The sequence below is a fragment of the Rhizobium sp. LARHSG275 genome (genome assembly GCF_052871115.1).
The window spans coordinates 143,429-162,613 of the sequence record NZ_JBIXJN010000014.1; the positions used below are offsets into that span (position 1 = coordinate 143,429).

The following is a 19,185-nucleotide window of genomic DNA, read 5'->3' on the forward strand; positions in this document are numbered from 1 at the left end:
CCATCTCGGGCCCCCGCGCGCCGTTTCAGCGGAATAACATTGTCGGCCTTGGGTTCGCAGTAGTTCGCTCACGCCGTCATCAACCGCCGGCGCTTCTTGAGCGCGTCACCGCGGCGGTAGGCCTGTTCCGTTTCGTCTCCAACCACGTGGGCGAGCGCGGCTTCGGCGATCTCGCGCGGAAACGTGCTTTTCTCGCCGCACCAATCTCAGAAGGACGAGCGGAAACCATGCACTGTGACGTCAACCTTCATCCGGCGAAGCTGAGACAGATACGCGGGTGGAATAATCCCCGCCACCACCAGAATCAGCCACCCAGCACCTTCTTCACCCAGGCTCCAACCTCATCGCCGCTGCTCATGTCGGGCTGCACCAAGCCGTCTATCATGAAGGTCGGCGAGACGTGGATGCCGTTCTGCCGGGCATATTTGCAGTGCCGTTTGATCTCCCGGTCGAGATCCGGGATGGCGAAGGCCTCTTTCAGCTTGACGCCGCTGTAGCCTTCCAGGCGCTCGATGATCTGGTTCGGCGTCGCATCCATGTTCGGGCCGCCGGCATGGCGTTCGAATTCGAATTCCTCGCGATGGGCGGCGATAGCAGCCATCACTTTCTTTGCAGTCTGCTTGCCGCCTTCCAGCGTCGAGGCTGCGATGATGCAGCGGACGAGGACGCCCGAATACATATGCCAAGGTTGCGACTGCAGGCGGATCTTCACGGTGATCTTGTCTTCGCCGGCCTGGCCGAGCAGTTCGTCGAGCTTGTTGAACGCTCTGACCGAATAGGGGCAAGTCGGCTCCAGAAAGGCTTCGAAGATGCGGGGTCCGTTGCCCCAAGTGAGCGGATCGGCGTGCCAGGAAGCGGTCGTCATGGAATTCCTCTCTAAAGGTAAAGCATCCGCAGCGACTTAAGGTATCAGGCTCCAGAAGCCATGCCTCTTGCCGTGCCGACGTTTGAGTTCTGCGACATAGAGGTCATGGGATCTTGTGTTGCCGAAGTCATCGATATGAGGCGCAAGCGATGCGCAGTCCGCAAGATGCCTCGCCGCGTACTTATAGCGGCTGGACCGGCCGCTATCGAGCGTGAAATCGATCATGGAGCGCAAGACGATGGTTGCCGCGAGCGGATGTTTCTCCGCCAGAGCTTCGGCCGCCGGCGACATCAGCTCATAGAGATTGCCGTCCAGTTCCGCCTTCCGCCTCAACACGAGTTTCGCTGCCTCGGCAGGTGCCGGCCAATTCAGAAAAAATGTAAGCGCCTGATGGACGTCCGGGAAAGCCTGGGCATGGGCGAATGCCTTCTCCTCCGCCTCCAGATCGTCGAAATCCGGCAGTCGCTTGAGGAAGGCGCGGAGATGCTGGTCATGCAGCGACTTCTCGAAGCATGTCCATCGATAGGTCTGCGCCTCCTCTCGCCGCCCCAGGGCATCGAGCGTCTCGACGCGTGCGAACTGCCATTCGAATGGCATGCCAGCCTGGCCTGTCGCATCGACCTTATTCAACGCCGCAAGCGCTTCTTTCGCCCGGCCCGCCGAGACCAGACGACTGGCGATGCCGGCCGCAGTCATCGGCATCTTGCGCATTTTCTCAGGGTGCTGGGCGATGTAGGCATCAACATCGCCCTCAGCGTCGGCTATTTCCTGCAAGGCTATGCGCACCATCAGATCCCGCTGCGTGCCGTAGATCTCATCTTCGTAAAGCGGACCTCCGCTGCTCCAGCCGATGATCTCGCGCTTATCCTTGGCCGGCTTGTCCTTCGGTTCCTTGGACCATTGGGCGAAGAGGGTCTTCAAGCAATTGAGACCATCCTTGCCGAGAGCTGGCGCCATCGCCGCAATGAGCTTGTCGTATTGGCCGTAGCCATCGTCTTGCACGGCTTTGAACACCTTGTCGGCCAGGACATTGGAGGCGATCTTGGCGGACGCGGCGATTGCGGCAGCATCCTCGCAAGCCTGATGAAAACTTTCGATGAGAGAACTGCTGCTGTCGCTGGATCTTTCAAAGATCGGATTCGCCAGTGCGAGGAACTGCCATATCAGTTCGAAAGCCTCCTGGGGATCATCGGCGGCAACGGTCTCTGCAATGGTCTTGCGCTGGGTTTCCAGATCGCTCTTCAGCGCTTTCACTTTGTGCCAGTTGATGACGGTGCGGGCGCGCGCAATGCTGGCAAGCCGCTTTCGTACTTCACGCGCCACCTCGGCGCTGCCGTGATTGCCGGCTAGTTCCATTCGAAGCCGTCGCTTGTGCGCGGCGCTGCCCGTGCTGATCTCGATCAGCAGCTCGGCAAGGCGCTGGGCACCAAGGGATTCGAGATTCTTCGCATTGAGTGTGGTCTTGGCTGCCATAGGTCATCGCTGTCGTTTCTGTGGATGACCCTATCCTGGAGATAGTACGAGGCCAAGGTCCGGGAATGTGTGCCCTGAATAATCCCTCGGCACCTCGGATTAGCTAAAAACTAACGCTGCCTCGTAACGACTCCTAAAGCCGGTTTTGGCACCTTGTTGCCTGTCGAATATTGCTTCCAAATTTTCCGCTGGGGTTGGTCATGAGTCATAATAGAGACGCCTGGGTCAGCCAGCGCGCTTATTCACTATGGGAATTGGAAGGCAGGCCGGACGGGCGTGGGGAAAGCCATTGGGCGCAGGCGCTGAGGGAGTTCGAACAGCTGGAGCTGACGAGGGCTTCGCCTGACGGAAACGATCTCATCGAGAAACTGAAGGCAGCCGGGCGGCTGATGCGGATCTATGACGGGGCGGCCCCCGCCGTCGAGAACGACCGGCAGATCAAAGCGGCTCGGTAGACCGTATTGCCAATTCCTGAGCTGCCGAAATATTCAGGCGCATTCCAGGCGGACGACCGGCCTTGCGGGCAGGCGTCTTGCCACTTCGACGAAACCGGCACCCAGAAACATCGAGAGCGTTCCGGGATAAAGCTCGGCTCCGTTCGAAGCACGGGCAGCCTGGTCGACGGGGTATGCCTCGAGACATTGGGCGCCGTTTGTCTGCGCAAATTCGACCGCATGTTTCAGCAATAATCGCGATAATCCCTGCCGCCGGAACGGCTTGCGGACGATGAAGCAATTGATCGACCAGACCGGCCTGTCATCGACCGGCGCAAAGGGCTTTGAGCGGCGCAGCCGATCGAAGACGACGCGCGGCGCGACGCCGCACCATCCGGCCGGCTCATTCTCGTGGTAGCCGAGAATGCCGGGCGGGCGCGGTTCGGCGAGCAGGCTCCGGAACCAGTTGCGATTTCCCTCGCCCCATCCTGCCTTGTAGTCGGCATTCGGACGATACCAGTAGGCGCAGCGACAATTCCGGCCGTCGGCGCAATCGTCGAAGACCGCTTCTATATGGGCCAGGCGGTCGGTGGTGGCGGGGAAGAAAGACAAGCGATCCTGCATTCGGCTAAATTATGGCGCAGGCGGACGATCGGCAAGCGGTCGACCGTGCTGGCCGATCAGGCGCGGCTGCCCTCCAGCTTGAACGCTCGTTTTTCAGCCGCCGACATCGTTGGGCTGTCGCCGCCGCTCCTCGTTCGAGGGCGATCGTCCTGGCGCTACTGGCGTGCGGCCCAGCTCAGGCCCCGCCGTAGGATGAGGGGCATGTAGGGATGGTCGAATTCGGCTGCGACATGGCCGAGGGCGGAATAGAAGATGCGGCCGGCGCCGAAATGGCGCTTGAAGACGACGGGCATCACTACATTGCGGACTGCCGGATCGTAGGCGCCGGTGAAGGTGGTGGTCGCAAGGATTTCGACTGTGGGATCATAGTGGAGGTAATATTGCTCCGAACGATAGTCGAAGTCGGGAATGCCCTCCATGACGGGGTCGTCCTGGCGGGTGACGGCGACCCGGAAGTCGATGATATTGCCGGGATGGGCGACCCAAGTGACGCCGGAGACATAACGGAAAGGCGCGCTTTCCTTGAAGGACGTGGCGAGCGCGCCGTGATGGCCGGCAAGCCCGAGCCCGCCGCGCACCGCTTCGACGAGGCCAGCGGCATGCTCCTTCTCAAGCTTTTCGCCGGTGATGATCGGCACCAGCAGATCGGCTTTCGCCAGCGTCGGAGATCCAAACACGCCGAGATCGCCGGTCACCTCGACGGTAAAATCGTCCTCGCGCAGCAGGTCGGCGACAATATGAGCGCATTGCTCCGGCTCATGGCCTTGCCAGCCGCCCCAAACGACCAATGCCTTCCTCATTCGCGCTCTCCCTGCTTTATAGCTGCAGACCGTTTATCATCACATGGTGGTGGAAAGCCCATTAGATCGGGCTACTGTGCAAATCACGCGAATAATTCAAGACTATTTGCTGATCCGGCACAATCTCCGCGAATGGGGCTTCGGCATTTGACGTATTGTCCATTGACGCCGATCGCAGTTCCTTCTTTTTATTGACGTGTATCTCGTCTAGGTTTCTCCCATCTCTCGTGAACAATAAGGGTGGTGCATGGCAGGTGAAACTGTTCTTGTCGTCGGCGGCGCCGGCTATATCGGCTCGCATACGTGCCTCGACTTGGCGAACAAGGGCTATAAGCCTGTCGTCTTTGATAATTTTTCGAACGGCCATCGCGAGTTCGTCAGATGGGGGCCGGCCGAAGAGGGCGATATTCGTGATCGCGCCCGGCTGGACGAGGTGCTGGCCAAACACAAGCCGGCGGCGATCCTGCATTTTGCGGCGCTGATCGAGGTCGGCGAATCGGTCAAGGATCCGGTTTCCTTCTACGAGAACAATGTGATCGGCACTTTGACGCTGCTTTCGGCGGCACAGGCGGCCGGCATCAATGCCTTCGTCTTCTCCTCCACCTGCGCGACCTACGGCCTGCCGCAGAGCGTGCCTCTCGACGAGACGCACCGGCAGGTGCCAATCAATCCCTACGGGCGGACGAAATATATCGTCGAACAGGCGCTCGCCGACTACGACCAGTACAGAAGCCTGCGCTCGGTGGTGCTGCGCTATTTCAATGCGGCCGGCGCCGATTTCGAGGGCCGTATAGGCGAATGGCACCAGCCGGAAACGCATGCGATACCCCTGGCGATCGACGCGGCGCTCGGCCGCCGCCAGGGTTTCAAGGTGTTCGGCAGCGATTACGAGACCCGCGACGGCACCTGCGTGCGCGACTATATCCATGTGCTGGATCTCGCCGATGCGCATGTGCGCGCTGTCGAATATCTGCTGAAGGGCGGCGATTCCGTCGCGCTCAACCTCGGCACCGGCACCGGCACGACAGTCAAGGAATTGCTCGGCGCCATCGAGGACGTGTCGAACCGGCCTTTCCCGGTCGAATATATCGGCCGTCGCGAAGGCGATTCGCATACGCTGGTCGCCAATAACGACAAGGCGCGTGACGTGCTCGGCTGGGTGCCGCAGTATGATCTGTCTGAGATCATCCGCTCCGCCTGGGACTGGCATGCAAAATCCAACCAGCATTGAAAAGGCTCGCCGGCCGAACATCCTGCTCATCACGGCGGACCAGTGGCGCGGCGATTGCCTGTCGGCTGTCGGTCATGCCTGCGTAAAGACGCCTGGTGTCGATGCGCTGGCGCGGGAAGGCACGCTATTCCAGCGGCACTATGCCGGGGCAGCACCCTGCTCACCGGCGCGGGCCACGCTCTATACCGGTCTCTATCAGATGAACCACCGCGTCTGCCGCAACGGTTCGCCGCTCGATGCCCGCTTCGACAATCTGGCGCTGGCGGCCCGGCGGGCGGGATACGACCCGACGCTGTTCGGCTACACGGATACGGCGCCCGATCCGCGCGAGATGGATACCGCCGATCCGCATCTGACGAGTTATGAAGGCGTGCTGCCCGGCTTTACCGCCCGCCAGCTTCTGCCCGAGCATGAAAGACAATGGCTATCCTGGCTCAGGTCCCGTGGCCACGCGGATGCCGTCAACCGCGATATCCATATTCCGGTCGGTGCTGGAGCTGGAGACATTTCCGATGCGCCACCGGCCTATTCACGCGATGAGACCCAGACGGCTTTTCTGGCCGGCGAGTTCATCCGCTGGATGGGCGAACAGGACAGGCCGTGGTTTGCGCATGTCTCTTTCTTACGTCCGCATCCGCCATTCTCCGTGCCGGAGCCGTTCAACCGAACGTTCATGCCGGGCGAGGGACCGGCTTTTGCGCGCGCGGCAAACCGCGAAGCGGAACAGAACAGTCATCCCTATCTCGCCTATGCCATGCCACGCTCCGACAAGGGCAACTTCATTCACGGTGCAACGGGGCCGCTCAGCGGCTGGAACGCCGAGGATTTCGCCGCGATCCGGGCGATCTATTACGGCATGATATCGGAGGTCGATGCACAGCTCGGCCGCATTTGGCAGGCCCTCAAGGATGCGGGCGCCTGGGACGATACGCTTGTTGTCTTCACCTCCGATCACGCCGAGATGGCGGGCGATCACTGGATGCTCGGCAAGGGCGGCTTCTTCGACGGCAGCTACCATATTCCGCTTGTCATTCGCGATCCCGCAAGCAGTGCTGCGGGCGGGGTCGTCGACAAATTCACCAGCGCTGCGGATATTTTTCCGACACTTTGCCAAAGGCTCGGCATCGACGCCAAGAACGGACTCGATGGCCGGTCGCTGATGCCGTTTGTCAGGGGTGGGAGCGGAGAGGGCTGGCGGGATGCGGCATTCTGGGAATTCGATTTCCGCGACATTGCGCATGGCGAGGCCGAGCGGCATTTCCGGCTGCGGCCCAACGAATGCAATCTCGCGGTGATCCGCGACGCGCGGTTCAAATATGTGCATTTTACCGCATTGCCGCCGCTGCTCTTCAATCTTGCCGACGATCCGATGGAACTCAACAATGTCGCGGCGGATCCGGCTTATGCGGCGATACGGCTCGATTATGCCGAGAAGCTGCTGTCGCTCCGAGCACGCCATCTCGATCAGACGCTCGCCTATACCGAGCTGACGGAAAGAGGGCCGGTGACGCACCGGCCCTGATAATCACTTAGCCGAGATAATCGCGCTTGCCGATCGGCGCACCCTGGTTGCGCAGGATGGCGTGGGCGGTCGCGACGTGGAAATAGAAGTTCGGCAGGGCGAAGGTGGCGATATAGTCGTCACCCGGCAGCACAATCCCACTCTTTCCCGGAAGGGTGATCTGGCGGGTTTCTGTGCCTTCCAATGCTTCCACCGAGAAACCGGCGAGATAGGCTTCGGTCTTTGCCAGGCGCTCACGCAGGTCGTCGAATGTCGTTTCGTTGTCCTCGAATTTCGGGGCGTCGGTCGCCGTCAGACGGGCGAGCGCAAATTTGGCGGTGTCGCTGGCGCGCTGATACTGGCCGGAGAGCGGCAGCATGTCGGGCGCGAGGCGAGCGGCGATCAATATGGCAGGATCGATATTCTTTTCCTTCGCATAGGCCTCGGCCTTGTCGAGGTAGGTTTTCAGGCTGGCGAGGCCACGCTGGAACATCGGAACGGTAAGGCGATACATCGAAATGGACATTTGTCCTGTCTCCAAAATCTTAAAATGATCAGCCGCGGTGAGCGGTCGAAGCGCTTGCGACCGTGAGCCTGTCTTCGACCCATCCCATAGATGGATGCTCGCCTGGTCTTTGACAACACAGGAATGCGGTGCGGTCGTGACGCCCGCATGGCATTGCGCCTCGTCCGTATCTCGTCGCCGTTAAAGATACTTGACGCCGTTCCCAGAAAATGGAATGAATATTCCGCAGAACAGATTTGACGGTTTGTTTGTTCCGTTTGCGGAGCGCCGCGGGAGAGGTGGCGCAGGGGAATTGCGGCTTCAGAGCAAATGCCTGGAGCTCCGGCGTGAGGAGGGTGCAGCCGGGCACCGCTTTGTGGAGGAAGTGAAATGAAAAAGTTTATCCTGGGCACTGCGATGGCGCTCGTCATGTCGACGGCCGCTCACGCAGAAACGGTCGGCGTCTCGATGGCGAAATTCGACGACAATTTCCTGACCGTTCTGCGCAATGGCATGACCGATTATGCAAAGACACTGAGCGGCGTGACGCTGCAGGTCGAAGACGCACAGAACGACGTTTCCAAGCAGCAGAGCCAGATCCAGAATTTCATCGCCTCCAAGGTCGATGCAATCATCGTCAACCCTGTCGATACCGATGCGACCACGGCAATGTCGAAGCTCGCGGCCGATGCCGGCATTCCGCTGGTTTACGTCAACCGCCAGCCGGTCAACGTCGACACGCTGCCGGAGAAGCAGGCTTTCGTTGCATCCAACGAGCAGGAATCCGGCACGTTGGAAACCAAGGAAATCTGCCGCATTCTCGGCGGCAAGGGCAAGGCCGTCGTCATCATGGGCGAGCTTTCCAACCAGGCTGCACGCATGCGGACCCAGGACGTTCACGACGTCATCAAGACGGATGAATGCAAGGGCCTGGAGATCGTCGAAGAGCAGACGGCCAACTGGGACCGCACCCAGGGCGCCGACCTGATGACCAACTGGCTCTCCAGCGGTATCGAATTCGACGCCGTGATCGCCAACAACGACGAAATGGCGATCGGCGCCCTCCAGGCGCTGAAGGCAGCCGGCAAGGATATGAGCAAGGTCGTCGTCGGCGGTGTCGACGCCACACAGGACGCGCTTGCCGCCATGCAGGCCGGTGACCTCGACGTCACGGTGTTCCAGGATGCCGCCGGCCAGGGCAAGGGCTCGCTCGATGCGGCGCTCAAGCTCGCCAAGGGCGAAAAGATCGACAAGAAGGTCTACATTCCCTTCCAGCTCGTCACGCCTGCCAACGTCAAGGACTTCGTCACCAAGAACTGAGGCGAACGCCTAGAGGATGCGGGCTTTGCCCGCATCCTTTTCGCCTACCCGTATCTGGAGGAGATGATATGGCCGTCAGCCCGACAACCATGGCCGCCGTTCGTGCAAGCGGCGCCGTCCCGAATGCGGAATATCTCTTGAGCGCCGAGGGCGTCCGCAAGGAATTTCCCGGCGTCGTCGCACTTGACGACGTGCAGTTCCGGCTGAAGCGCGCTTCCGTGCATGCCTTGATGGGCGAAAACGGCGCCGGCAAATCGACGTTGATGAAGATCCTCGCCGGCATCTATACGCCCGACAAGGGCGATATTCGGCTGAAAGGGATCGAGATCCAGCTGAAGTCTCCGCTCGACGCACTGGAAAACGGGATTGCCATGATCCATCAGGAACTCAACCTGATGCCGTTCATGACGGTCGCCGAAAATATCTGGATTCGCCGAGAACCGAAGAACCGCTTCGGCTTCATCGATCACGGCGTGATGCACCGCATGACCGAGGAATTGTTTACTCGGCTCAATATATCAATCGATCCTGATGTCGAGGTCCGGTTCCTGTCGGTCGCCAACCGGCAGATGGTCGAGATCGCCAAAGCGGTTTCCTACAATTCCGACGTGCTGATCATGGACGAGCCGACTTCGGCGCTGACGGAGCGCGAGGTCGAGCATCTTTTCCGGATTATCCGCGATCTTAGGGCCCAGGGCATCGGCATCGTCTACATCACCCACAAGATGAACGAGCTTTTCGAGATCGCCGACGAGTTCTCCGTCTTCCGCGACGGCCGATATATCGGCACGCATGCCTCGACCGACGTCACCCGCGACGACATCATTCGCATGATGGTCGGGCGCGAGATCACCCAGATGTTTCCCAAGGAAGAGGTGCCGATCGGCGAGGTCGTGCTCTCCGTCAAGGATCTTTGTCTCAAGGGCGTCTTCACCAACGTCTCCTTCGAAGTGAGAGCCGGCGAAATCCTCGGCGTCGCCGGCCTCGTCGGATCCGGCCGGTCGAATGTCGCCGAAACGCTGTTCGGGGTGACGCCGGCAAGCTCCGGCTCGATCGAGCTCTACGGCAAGCCGGTGGCCATTTCTTCGCCGACCGAGGCCATCCGCAATCGGATGGCATTTCTGACCGAGGACCGGAAGGATACGGGCTGTCTGCTGATCCTCGATATTCTCGAGAACATGCAGATCGCCGTTCTGCAGGACAAATACGTCAAGGGCGGCTTCGTGCAGCAGGGCGCGATCGAGGCAACCTGCGAAGACATGGCAAAAAAGCTGCGCGTGAAAACGCCCAATCTTTACGAGCGGGTAGAAAATCTTTCGGGCGGCAATCAGCAGAAGGTGCTGATCGGGCGCTGGCTGCTCACTGATCCGCGCATCCTCATTCTCGACGAGCCGACCCGCGGCATCGATGTCGGCGCCAAGGCGGAAATCCACCGGCTGGTAACGGAGATGGCGCGAAACGGCGTGGCGGTGGTGATGATCTCGTCCGAGATGCCCGAAGTTCTCGGGATGAGCGACCGCATCATGGTCATGCACGAGGGACGCGTGACCGGTTTTCTCAATCGCGACGAAGCAACGCAGATCAAGGTGATGGAGCTGGCGGCGCAGTGATGCGCTGACGGCGATTGCCCCAAAGGGAGGTTTGACATGACTACCAAGGCAGCAGAGGGCGCGGCTCCGCTCGCAACCCGGCAAAGGCGGCGGCGCATACCGACGGAACTCAGCATTTTCCTCGTGCTCGTCGGCATCGCGCTCATCTACGAAGTGCTCGGCTGGATGTTCATCGGTCAAAGCTTCCTGATGAATTCGCAGCGTCTGACGATCATGATCCTGCAGGTCTCCGTCATCGGCATCATCGCCGTCGGCGTCACGCAGGTCATCATCACCGGCGGCATCGACCTTTCGTCGGGTTCGGTCGTCGGCATGACGGCGATGATCGCAACAAGCTTCGCACAGTCCTCGACCTGGGGACGAGCCGTTTTTCCCTCGCTGACCGACCTGCCCGCCTTCGTGCCGATCATCGTCGGTCTGCTGATCGGGGCGACCGCAGGTCTCGCGAACGGCGCACTCATCGCCTACACGAAGATCCCGCCGTTCATTGCCACGCTCGGCATGTTCGTTTCGGCCAGAGGTGTGGCGAAGTGGTATACGAAGGGGCAGCCGGTTTCCGGGATCACCGAGCAGTTTCATTTCATCGGAACGAAAGCCTGGCCGGTTGTCGTCTTCCTGGTCGTCGCGCTGATCTTTCATATTGCGCTGCGCTATACGCGTTATGGCAAATTCACCTATGCCATCGGTGCGAACCCGCAGGCTGCGCGTGTTTCCGGCATCAACATCGAGGCACATCTCGTCAAGGTCTATGTGATTGCCGGATTGCTTGCCGGCCTTGCCGGTATCGTCACGGCGGCGCGTGCGGAAACCGCCCAGGCCAGCATGGGTGTCGGATATGAACTCGATGCGATCGCCGCGACCGTCATCGGCGGCACCTCGCTCACCGGCGGTGTCGGGCGCATCACCGGCACCGTCATCGGCACCATCATTCTCGGCGTCATGACCTCCGGCTTCACCTTCCTCAGGATCGACGCCTATTACCAGGAGATCGTCAAGGGCCTCATCATCATCGCGGCTGTTGTCATCGACGTCTACAGACAGAAGAAACGCCGCAAGCACTGATCTCTGGCATGCGATGGTATCTTGCGGGGGCTTCGGCCCCCGTTTCGTTTTCAGCGCCGACGGATTTCTAAAAAAAGAGGTGGCGAATTCCGTCAGCTTTTCTATTCTGCCGCTACATTCGCCCTCCAATCGATTCCGATTTAAGGAATTAGGCAGTGGGGCAGCGCAGGAAGACAGATGCAATTCGTATTTGACGGTCACAACGACGTTCTCCTTCGACTCTGGACACATTCAAAAGACGGCAGTGACCCGATCGCGGAATTCGCAGACGGCACGACGGTCGGCCATATCGATGCGCGTCGGGCCAGAGAGGGCGGTCTTTCGGGCGGTCTTTGCGCCATCTATATTCCCTCAGGCGATCTCGTCTTCGCCGATCCGGATGCCAGCGGTCGCTATATCACGCCGATGGCGGCCCCTCTTGATCCGCTGCCTTCCCTTGCCATCGCCAATGAAATGGCGGCGATCGCGCTGCGGCTCGATCAGGCCGGCGCCTGGCGGCTTTGCCGGACGGTGAAGGATATCCGCGGCGCCATGGCGGACGACATTTTCGCCGCCGTCATGCATATGGAAGGCTGCGAAGCGATCGGCGCCGATCTTTCGGCGCTCGAGGTATTCTACGCGGCGGGGCTGCGGTCGCTCGGGCCTGTCTGGAGCCGGCACAATGTCTTCGGTCACGGGGTGCCCTTCGCCTTCCCGATGTCGCCGGACACGGCGCCGGGCCTTACCGCTGCCGGCTTCGCGCTGGTCAGGGAATGCAATCGCCTCGGCGTCCTGATCGACCTCGCCCATATCACCGAGAACGGTTTCTGGGACGTGGCGAAGACGACGGACCAGCCGCTGGTCGCCAGCCATTCCAATGCCCACGCCCTGACGCCGGTCGCGCGCAACCTGACGGACAGGCAGCTCGATGCGATCCGCGAAAGCCGCGGGCTCGTCGGTATCAATTATGCGACCGCCATGCTGCGTGCCGACGGCCGCTCGGACAGCGATACGCCGCTTGCCGACATGATCCGCCATATCGACTATCTCGTGAACCGCATCGGCATCGACTGCGTGGCGCTCGGATCGGACTTCGACGGGGCCACCATTCCTGAAGAAATCGGTGATGCCGCGGGCAATCAGAAGCTGATTGCCGCTCTCAGAGAGGTTGGTTATGCTGACGCCGAGCTGGCAAAACTTGCCCGTGAAAACTGGCTTCGCATTCTGGCCCAAGCTTGGCGGGAGGACCACGCCTAAGCCTTTCGTATCAAAACAAAAAACAAGGGAACAGACCATGATGATGACCAAACTCAGCCGCAATTTTCGCATGCTTTCTGGAGGGGCCGCTCTTTCGCTCCTGATGATGGCTGCACCCTCGGCCTTTGCCGAGACGCCGAAGGATACGCTGGTCGAAGGATTTGCCATCGACGATATCATCACGATGGATCCGGGCGAGGCTTTCGAGCTTTCGACGGCTGAAATCACCACCAACAGCTACAGCCTGCTTGTTCGTCTCGACATGGACGATACGTCGAAGGTGAAGGGCGATCTGGCCGAGAGCTGGAGCGTTTCCGATGATGGTCTCACCTATACGTTCAAGCTGAAATCAGGCCTGAAATTCGCCTCCGGCAACCCGATCACCGCCGAAGACGTTGCCTGGTCGTTCGAGCGCGCTGTGAAGCTCGACAAGAGCCCGGCCTTCATCCTCACCCAGTTCGGCCTGACCGGCGACAACGTCACGGAAAAAGCCAAGGCGGCCGATGCCGGCACCTTCGTCTTCACGGTCGACAAGGCCTATGCGCCGAGCTTCGTGCTCAACTGCCTGACAGCAACTGTCGCTTCCGTCGTCGACAAGAAGCTGGTGCTGGAGCATGTGAAGGCGGTGACGCCGGATGCCGAGCACAAATACGACAACGATTTCGGCAATGAATGGCTGAAGACCGGCTATGCCGGCTCCGGCGCCTATAAGATGCGCGAATGGCGCGCCAACGAAGTCGTCGTGCTGGAGCGCAACGACAATTTTTATGGCGACAAGGCAAAGCTCAACCGCGTCATCTACCGCTACATGAAGGAAAGTTCGGCCCAGCGGCTGGCGCTCGAAGCCGGCGATATCGATATCGCCCGCAACCTCGAGCCGGGTGACCTCGATGCCATTTCGAAGAATGCCGATCTGGCGACAACGAGTGCGCCGAAGAGCACGATCTATTATGTCAGCCTGAACAACAAGAACGAGAACCTGAAGAAGCCGGAAGTCCAGGAAGCCTTCAAATACCTGGTCGACTACGATGCGATCGGCGCAACGCTGATCAAGGGGATCGGCGAGATCCACCAGACCTTCCTGCCGAAGGGCCAGCTCGGCGCGCTCGACGAGAATCCCTACAAGCTCGATGTCGCCAAGGCCAAGGAACTGCTCGCCAAGGCCGGTGTACCCGATGGTTTCTCGATCACCATGGATGTGCGCAACACGCAGCCGGTGACGGGTATTGCCGAATCCATGCAGCAGACGTTGGCCCAGGCCGGCGTCAAGATGGACATCATCCCCGGCGACGGCAAACAGACGCTGACCAAGTACCGCGCCCGCACGCACGACATGTATATCGGCCAGTGGGGTTCGGACTATTTCGACCCGAATTCGAATGCCGATACCTTTACCAGTAATCCCGACAATTCCGATGCCGGCACGGTGAAGACGCTCGCATGGCGCAACACCTGGGAAGCGCCGGAACTCGACAAGGAAGCGAAGGCCGCACTTCTCGAACGCGACGCCGCCAAGCGCGCCGCCATGTACCAGGATATCCAGAAGAAGTACCTGGCAAACAGCCCCTTCGTCTTCATCTTCCAGCAGATCGAGGTGGCCGGCTACCGCAAGAACCTGAAGGGCTTCAAACTGGGTCCGAGTTTCGACACCAATTTCGTCGGTCCGATCGCCAAGGAATAGTCCGGCAGGATTGGTCGCTTGAGCACCGTCGAAACAATGCAGGAGGCGCGGCCCCGAAAGGGCCGTGCCAGCGCCTTCGCAAAGGCGTTGGGGCGGTTTCTGTTTGCCGCCGTCACCACCTATTTCGGCCTGCTGGCCGTCACCTTCTTCATCGGCCGCGTCGTGCCGATCGATCCCGTGCTCGCCATCCTCGGCGATCGCGCGCCCCATCATGTCGTCGAGCGCGTTCGCCAGGAAATGGGCTTCAACCTGCCGCTCTATCAGCAGTTCTTCATCTATATCAAAGGCATCCTCTCCGGCGATTTCGGCAATTCGGTGCTGACGACCAATCCCGTGATGGTCGATATTCGCCGCGCTCTGCCGGCGACGGTCGAGCTGGCAACGCTTGGAACGATCATCGGCGCCGTCGTCGGCGTGCCGCTTGGCGTTCTCGCCGCGGTGCGCCGCGGCAGTATCGTTGACCAGGTCGTGCGCGTCATCGGCCTTGTCGGTTATTCGGTACCGATCTTCTGGTTGGCGCTGATTTCGCTCGTCATCTTTTATGCGCAACTGCGCTGGGTGGCCTTTCCAGGCCGGATCGACATCGTCTTCGAATACACGTTCACGCCGATCACCGGCTTGTACCTCTTCGACAGCGCCTGGCAAGGGCAGTGGGATGTCTTCTACGACGTGTTCCGCCACATTATCTTGCCTGCATCCCTGCTCGGCTATTTCTCGCTCGCCTATATCAGCCGGATGACGCGCAGCTTCATGCTGAACGAGCTTTCCCAGGAATATATCGTCGCCGTGCGCGCCAAGGGGCTTTCGGAAACACGGGTGATCTGGGGCCATGCGCTGCGCAATGCCGCCGTGCCGCTCGTTACCGTGATTGCGCTTTCCTATGCCGGCCTGCTCGAAGGATCGGTGCTGACCGAGACGGTCTTTTCCTGGCCGGGCATCGGGCTCTACATCACCAATTCGCTGCAGAACGCCGACATGAACGCCGTTCTTGGCGGCACGATCGTCATCGGTACGATCTTCATCGGTATCAACCTTCTGTCCGATCTTCTCTACCGGACGCTCGACCCGAGGACGCGAAACCGATGACGGCCAATGCCAGCCCATCTCTTGCGATGAGCCGCCGCGAATGGCTGCTTTCCGACCGGCCGCAATCGCGCCTGCAGGCCCGCCTCGGCCGTGCCTATGTCACATGGCGGCAGTTCACGGCCAACAGGCTCGCCGTCGTCGGCCTGCTGATCATCGTGGCGCTGCTTTTCATCGCCGCCTTTGCCGATGTGCTCGCCACGCATAATCCGGTGGTCGGCGATCTGCGCAATGCCCGCCTGCTGCCGCCCGGCACGGGGGAATTCTGGCTCGGTTCGGATGACCAGGGCCGTGATATCTATTCGCGGCTGATCTACGGATCGCGATTGACGCTGCTCGTCGTCGCGCTCGTCGCCATCATCTCGGCGCCGATCGGGCTGATCGTCGGCACGGTCTCCGGTTATGCCGGAGGCTGGGTGGATGCGACGCTGATGCGGATTACCGATATCTTCCTCGCCTTCCCGAAGCTGGTGCTGGCGCTCGCCTTCGTCGCGGCGCTCGGGCCCGGCATCCAGAACGCGATCATCGCGATTGCGATCACGTCCTGGCCGCCCTATGCCCGTATCGCGCGCGCCGAGACGCTGACGGTCCGGCGTTCCGACTATATTTCGGCGGTGAAGCTGATGGGAGCCTCGCCGCTTCGCATTGTCGTGCGCCATGTGATGCCGCTCTGTATTTCCTCGCTGATCGTGCGTGTGACGCTCGACATGGCGGGCATCATCCTGACGGCGGCCGGTCTCGGTTTCCTCGGTCTGGGGGCGCAGCCACCGCTGCCGGAATGGGGTGCGATGATTGCCTCGGGACGGCGTTTCATCCTCGATCAATGGTGGGTCGCGGCGATGCCCGGCATCGCCATCCTCATCGTCAGCCTCGGCTTCAATCTCCTCGGCGACGGCCTGCGCGACGCGCTCGATCCCAAGGAGAGCGGCCAATGACAACACTTCTGACGGTGGACAAGCTCAAGGTCAGCTACCCCACGCGCACCGGCCTGATCGAGGCCGTGCGCGGCGTCTCCTTTACGCTCGGCAAGGAAAGACTCGGCATCGTCGGTGAATCCGGTTCCGGCAAGTCGCAGACCGGCCGGGCAATCATGGGCCTGACGCCGAAACACGGCGTCGTCACGGCCGACAGGCTTGATTTCAACGGCATCGATCTGATCAATGCGTCTGCCGGCGAAAGGCGCAGGCTGCGCGGCAAGCGCATCGCCATGATCCTGCAGGATCCGAAATATTCGCTCGATCCCGTCATGTCGATCGGACGGCAGATCTGCGAAACGCTGCGCACGCATGAGAAGGTCGGCAAGGCGGAGGCGCGCGAGCGCGCGCTCGCCATGCTGGAAGCGGTGCAGATCCGCGACCCGAAACGTGTCTTCGACCTGCATCCGCACGAGGTTTCGGGCGGCATGGGGCAGCGTGCGATGATCGCCATGATGCTGATTGCCGGGCCTGAGCTGCTGATTGCCGACGAGCCGACCTCGGCGCTCGACGTGACGGTGCAGCTCGACGTGCTGAGGATCATGGACAAGCTCGTGTCCGAGCGCGGCATGGGGCTGATCTTCGTCTCCCACGATCTGAGGCTGGTTTCCTCCTTCTGCGACCGCGTCATCGTCATGTATGCCGGTAAGATCGTCGAGGAGCTGGCGGCCGCCGATCTCAAACATGCGCGGCATCCCTATACGCAGGGGCTGCTGAACTGCATGCCCGAGATCGGCGCGAACCGCCACCCGCTGCCGGTGCTCGACCGAAAACCGGAGTGGGCGGCATGAGCGCAGCTCTCGAGATCGACGATCTGAGTGTCGTTTACGATCATTTTCATGCATTGAAGGATGTCAGCATCGCCGTCGAACGCGGCGAATCCTTTGGTCTTGTCGGCGAATCCGGCTCGGGAAAATCGACCTTGTTGCGGGCCGTTGCCGGACTTGCGCCGGTGAGCAGCGGCGCGATCAACATCGACGGTGAAGCGTTGAAAGGTTCGAAGCGAAGCAAAGTCTTCTACCGGCGCGTGCAAATGATCTTCCAGGATCCTTATGGTTCGCTGCATCCGCGCCAGACGATCGACCGGCTTCTGCTCGAACCGCTTGCAATCCACGGCATCGCCGACGGCGAGAAGCGCATCGCCCGAGCGCTCGACGAGGTCGGCCTCGGCAATGGTTTCCGCTTCCGCTACCCGCACCAGCTCTCCGGCGGCCAGCGCCAGCGCGTGGCGATCGCCCGGGCGCTGATCGTCGAACCGTCGATCCTGCTGCTCGACGAGCCGACATCGGCGCTCGACGCCTCGGTGCAGGCCGAGGTGCTGAACCTGCTGGAAGAGATCCGACGCGACCGCAAGCTCACCTTCGTGATGGTGAGCCATGATCTCGGTGTCGTCACCCATATGTGCGAACGGCTCGCGGTAATGCGCAACGGCGCCGTCGTCGAGCGGCTAAGCTCGCAAGAGCTGGCTGGAGGCGCTGTTCATGAGGACTATACGAGAAATTTGATGATCGCGAGCAAGGGTTTCGTCAAGGCTGAAAGCCAACCTTTTCAGACCTTTGAAAAGAAATGATTGGCGGCGGTGTTAAGGATAATGTTTTCTTAAAAGACGACCATTCAACTAGACTATTGACAGCTGCCTCGCTTCTGTCATGATCCCGTTAACGACTGTTAGCTTTCGTGATCGGTGGAGGTTGATGCATGTTCTTTCTCGGTGGGATGACCATGGGTTACCTCGATCCTCCTGTGAGAGCCGATCGCCGGGAACAGATTTCGGCATCCATTCCTGCGGAAAAGGACCGTCGGCTGATCGAGAGTTCCTCCAACCCGTCGCAGAACGAGAACGCCGTCGAGCGCTCGTTGATCTGGGCATGGCGCACGCTCTGCTAAAAGGGCTGGTTGAATTTTCTCTTCCGCTCCCTCTGGACGGAAATTTATCTCTACCTACTTGATAGAGAAAATACGAATATAAGCGCGAGCCGCACAACCGGCCGCACGAGAACAACGGAGGCGACATATGGCAGATCTGGGTATTTCGCATGCTCACGTGAACCAGTATGGTTCCGTGCCGACCAAGAAGCCGCTCACCAAGCGCCACAGGCTTCAGACGGTGCTCCATGGCGCGATCTTCACCGCGGCGTTCCTGTTCGTGGTCGCCATGGTTTGCGGCGTCGTCGGGTAATCCGGCGGATGAAGCGTCGGCAGATGCCGGCGCTGCGGCGGTTTCCGCCTCTATTGAATTCCGGACCATTCAATTTGTCTCGGCATTCTCCTGGCACTCAAATGTCAAAAGGAGAGTGATCACGAGAGGCATTTTGTTATGGTTGATCGGCATTCCGATCCCCCATCATCATTCTTCTCTATTTTTTTACGCCATCTGAAGCGTCCCACGAAGGCCTTGATCTTGAGCGCAAACGGCGTGGGCCGGCCGCCCAGACTGACGCCAGCATGGTGAGGCAATCATGCGTCTTTCGTTTTTCTGGAATCGAACAGCTCTTGCATTGCCGGAACCAGGCATTTTCGTCATTTCCCACCGCCCAGACAAGCTCGCCGGGCGGCGGGGAATGCCTGCCGACTTGAATTTTCCCAAGGATGTCCAAATTTTCGACATGGCTTTCGCGGAGAGGTTATCGATGGTCTCGATCACCCGTCGGGCCGTGTCCTGACCAGGGCTTAACCCGTTTGCATCGCTTGCCAGGTGTCGTTCACCCCGGCTTCATCGATCTTTGAAGAATAGGGCTCCGTTCATGTAGCAGTCATGATAAGCAGTGCAAAAGGCCGAGCAAAAC

At 60.3% G+C, this 19,185-nt stretch carries 19 protein-coding genes and 1 pseudogene; 14 read left to right on the forward strand and 6 right to left on the reverse strand.

The window, feature by feature from the left end:
• Window positions 1–68: 68 nt before the first annotated feature.
• The 3 genes and pseudogenes from ACIPSK_RS20405 to ACIPSK_RS20415 all read right to left on the reverse strand — a co-directional run.
• Window positions 69–260 (reverse strand): annotated as a pseudogene (locus tag ACIPSK_RS20405) (integrase); the annotation flags it as partial.
• A 44-nt stretch (window positions 261–304) separates the two neighbouring features.
• Window positions 305–865 (reverse strand): DsbA family protein, encoded by a 561-nt coding sequence (locus tag ACIPSK_RS20410; RefSeq protein WP_162115008.1) that lies wholly within the window; start codon window positions 863–865, stop codon window positions 305–307.
• Between the two features lie 36 nt (window positions 866–901).
• Window positions 902–2,338, reverse strand: a complete 1,437-nt coding sequence (locus tag ACIPSK_RS20415) for a DUF6880 family protein (protein ID WP_162115009.1) — start codon at window positions 2,336–2,338, stop codon at window positions 902–904.
• Between the two features lie 200 nt (window positions 2,339–2,538).
• Here ACIPSK_RS20415 and ACIPSK_RS20420 point away from each other — a divergent pair, with 200 nt between their 5' ends.
• Entirely contained in the window at window positions 2,539–2,793 is a 255-nt protein-coding gene (locus tag ACIPSK_RS20420) for a DUF2934 domain-containing protein (protein ID WP_017966072.1), read from the forward strand.
• A gap of 33 nt (window positions 2,794–2,826) precedes the next feature.
• Here the strand turns inward: ACIPSK_RS20420 and ACIPSK_RS20425 are convergent, their stop codons facing one another.
• Entirely contained in the window at window positions 2,827–3,396 is a 570-nt protein-coding gene (locus tag ACIPSK_RS20425) for a GNAT family N-acetyltransferase (RefSeq protein ID WP_017966073.1), read from the reverse strand.
• A 155-nt stretch (window positions 3,397–3,551) separates the two neighbouring features.
• Window positions 3,552–4,196 (reverse strand): ThuA domain-containing protein, encoded by a 645-nt coding sequence (locus tag ACIPSK_RS20430; protein ID WP_162115010.1) that lies wholly within the window; start codon window positions 4,194–4,196, stop codon window positions 3,552–3,554.
• A gap of 247 nt (window positions 4,197–4,443) precedes the next feature.
• On the opposite strand from ACIPSK_RS20430, the gene galE reads away from it, so the two are divergent.
• Both galE and ACIPSK_RS20440 read left to right on the forward strand, forming a co-directional pair.
• Complete coding sequence (gene galE, locus ACIPSK_RS20435; RefSeq protein ID WP_162115011.1) at window positions 4,444–5,427, forward strand: UDP-glucose 4-epimerase GalE; 984 nt, start codon at window positions 4,444–4,446, stop codon at window positions 5,425–5,427.
• On the forward strand, window positions 5,405–6,949 hold the full coding sequence (locus tag ACIPSK_RS20440; RefSeq protein WP_162115012.1) for an alkaline phosphatase family protein: 1,545 nt from the start codon (window positions 5,405–5,407) through the stop codon (window positions 6,947–6,949). Before galE ends, ACIPSK_RS20440 begins: the two co-directional genes overlap by 23 nt.
• A 7-nt stretch (window positions 6,950–6,956) precedes the next feature.
• Here ACIPSK_RS20440 and ACIPSK_RS20445 read toward each other — a convergent pair whose 3' ends face one another.
• Window positions 6,957–7,454, reverse strand: a complete 498-nt coding sequence (locus tag ACIPSK_RS20445; RefSeq protein WP_162115013.1) for a DUF1993 domain-containing protein — start codon at window positions 7,452–7,454, stop codon at window positions 6,957–6,959.
• Between the two features lie 369 nt (window positions 7,455–7,823).
• Between ACIPSK_RS20445 and ACIPSK_RS20450 the strand changes: the two genes are divergently transcribed.
• The 11 genes from ACIPSK_RS20450 (at window position 7,824) to ACIPSK_RS20500 (ending at window position 18,578) form a co-directional block, all read left to right on the forward strand.
• Complete coding sequence (locus tag ACIPSK_RS20450; protein ID WP_162115014.1) at window positions 7,824–8,753, forward strand: sugar ABC transporter substrate-binding protein; 930 nt, start codon at window positions 7,824–7,826, stop codon at window positions 8,751–8,753.
• 68 nt (window positions 8,754–8,821) lie between these two features.
• Window positions 8,822–10,363: a sugar ABC transporter ATP-binding protein gene (locus ACIPSK_RS20455; RefSeq protein ID WP_162115015.1), complete on the forward strand. Its 1,542-nt coding sequence runs from the start codon at window positions 8,822–8,824 to the stop codon at window positions 10,361–10,363.
• A 36-nt stretch (window positions 10,364–10,399) separates the two neighbouring features.
• Window positions 10,400–11,425, forward strand: coding sequence for an ABC transporter permease (locus ACIPSK_RS20460; protein WP_162115016.1), 1,026 nt, complete (start codon window positions 10,400–10,402; stop codon window positions 11,423–11,425).
• A gap of 177 nt (window positions 11,426–11,602) precedes the next feature.
• A complete protein-coding gene (locus tag ACIPSK_RS20465; RefSeq protein WP_162115017.1) occupies window positions 11,603–12,661 on the forward strand; it encodes a dipeptidase in 1,059 nt (352 codons plus the stop codon).
• 37 nt (window positions 12,662–12,698) lie between these two features.
• Window positions 12,699–14,342: an ABC transporter substrate-binding protein gene (locus ACIPSK_RS20470; protein WP_017966082.1), complete on the forward strand. Its 1,644-nt coding sequence runs from the start codon at window positions 12,699–12,701 to the stop codon at window positions 14,340–14,342.
• 18 nt (window positions 14,343–14,360) lie between these two features.
• Window positions 14,361–15,428 carry an ABC transporter permease gene (locus tag ACIPSK_RS20475; RefSeq protein ID WP_162115018.1) on the forward strand — a complete coding sequence of 356 codons (1,068 nt, stop codon included), beginning with the start codon at window positions 14,361–14,363 and terminating at the stop codon, window positions 15,426–15,428.
• The gene (locus ACIPSK_RS20480) at window positions 15,425–16,360 is read left to right on the forward strand and encodes an ABC transporter permease (RefSeq protein WP_162115019.1); all 936 of its coding nucleotides are present in this window, start codon (window positions 15,425–15,427) and stop codon (window positions 16,358–16,360) included. The genes ACIPSK_RS20475 and ACIPSK_RS20480 overlap by 4 nt, the downstream gene beginning before the upstream one ends.
• Window positions 16,357–17,190 (forward strand): ABC transporter ATP-binding protein, encoded by an 834-nt coding sequence (locus ACIPSK_RS20485; protein WP_162115020.1) that lies wholly within the window; start codon window positions 16,357–16,359, stop codon window positions 17,188–17,190. Before ACIPSK_RS20480 ends, ACIPSK_RS20485 begins: the two co-directional genes overlap by 4 nt.
• Window positions 17,187–17,969, forward strand: a complete 783-nt coding sequence (locus tag ACIPSK_RS20490; RefSeq protein WP_446532963.1) for an ABC transporter ATP-binding protein — start codon at window positions 17,187–17,189, stop codon at window positions 17,967–17,969. The genes ACIPSK_RS20485 and ACIPSK_RS20490 overlap by 4 nt, the downstream gene beginning before the upstream one ends.
• 128 nt (window positions 17,970–18,097) lie before the next feature.
• Window positions 18,098–18,286 carry a hypothetical protein gene (locus ACIPSK_RS20495; protein WP_162115022.1) on the forward strand — a complete coding sequence of 63 codons (189 nt, stop codon included), beginning with the start codon at window positions 18,098–18,100 and terminating at the stop codon, window positions 18,284–18,286.
• Between the two features lie 127 nt (window positions 18,287–18,413).
• On the forward strand, window positions 18,414–18,578 hold the full coding sequence (locus tag ACIPSK_RS20500; RefSeq protein WP_017966088.1) for a hypothetical protein: 165 nt from the start codon (window positions 18,414–18,416) through the stop codon (window positions 18,576–18,578).
• The last annotated feature ends 607 nt before the right edge of the window (window positions 18,579–19,185 follow it).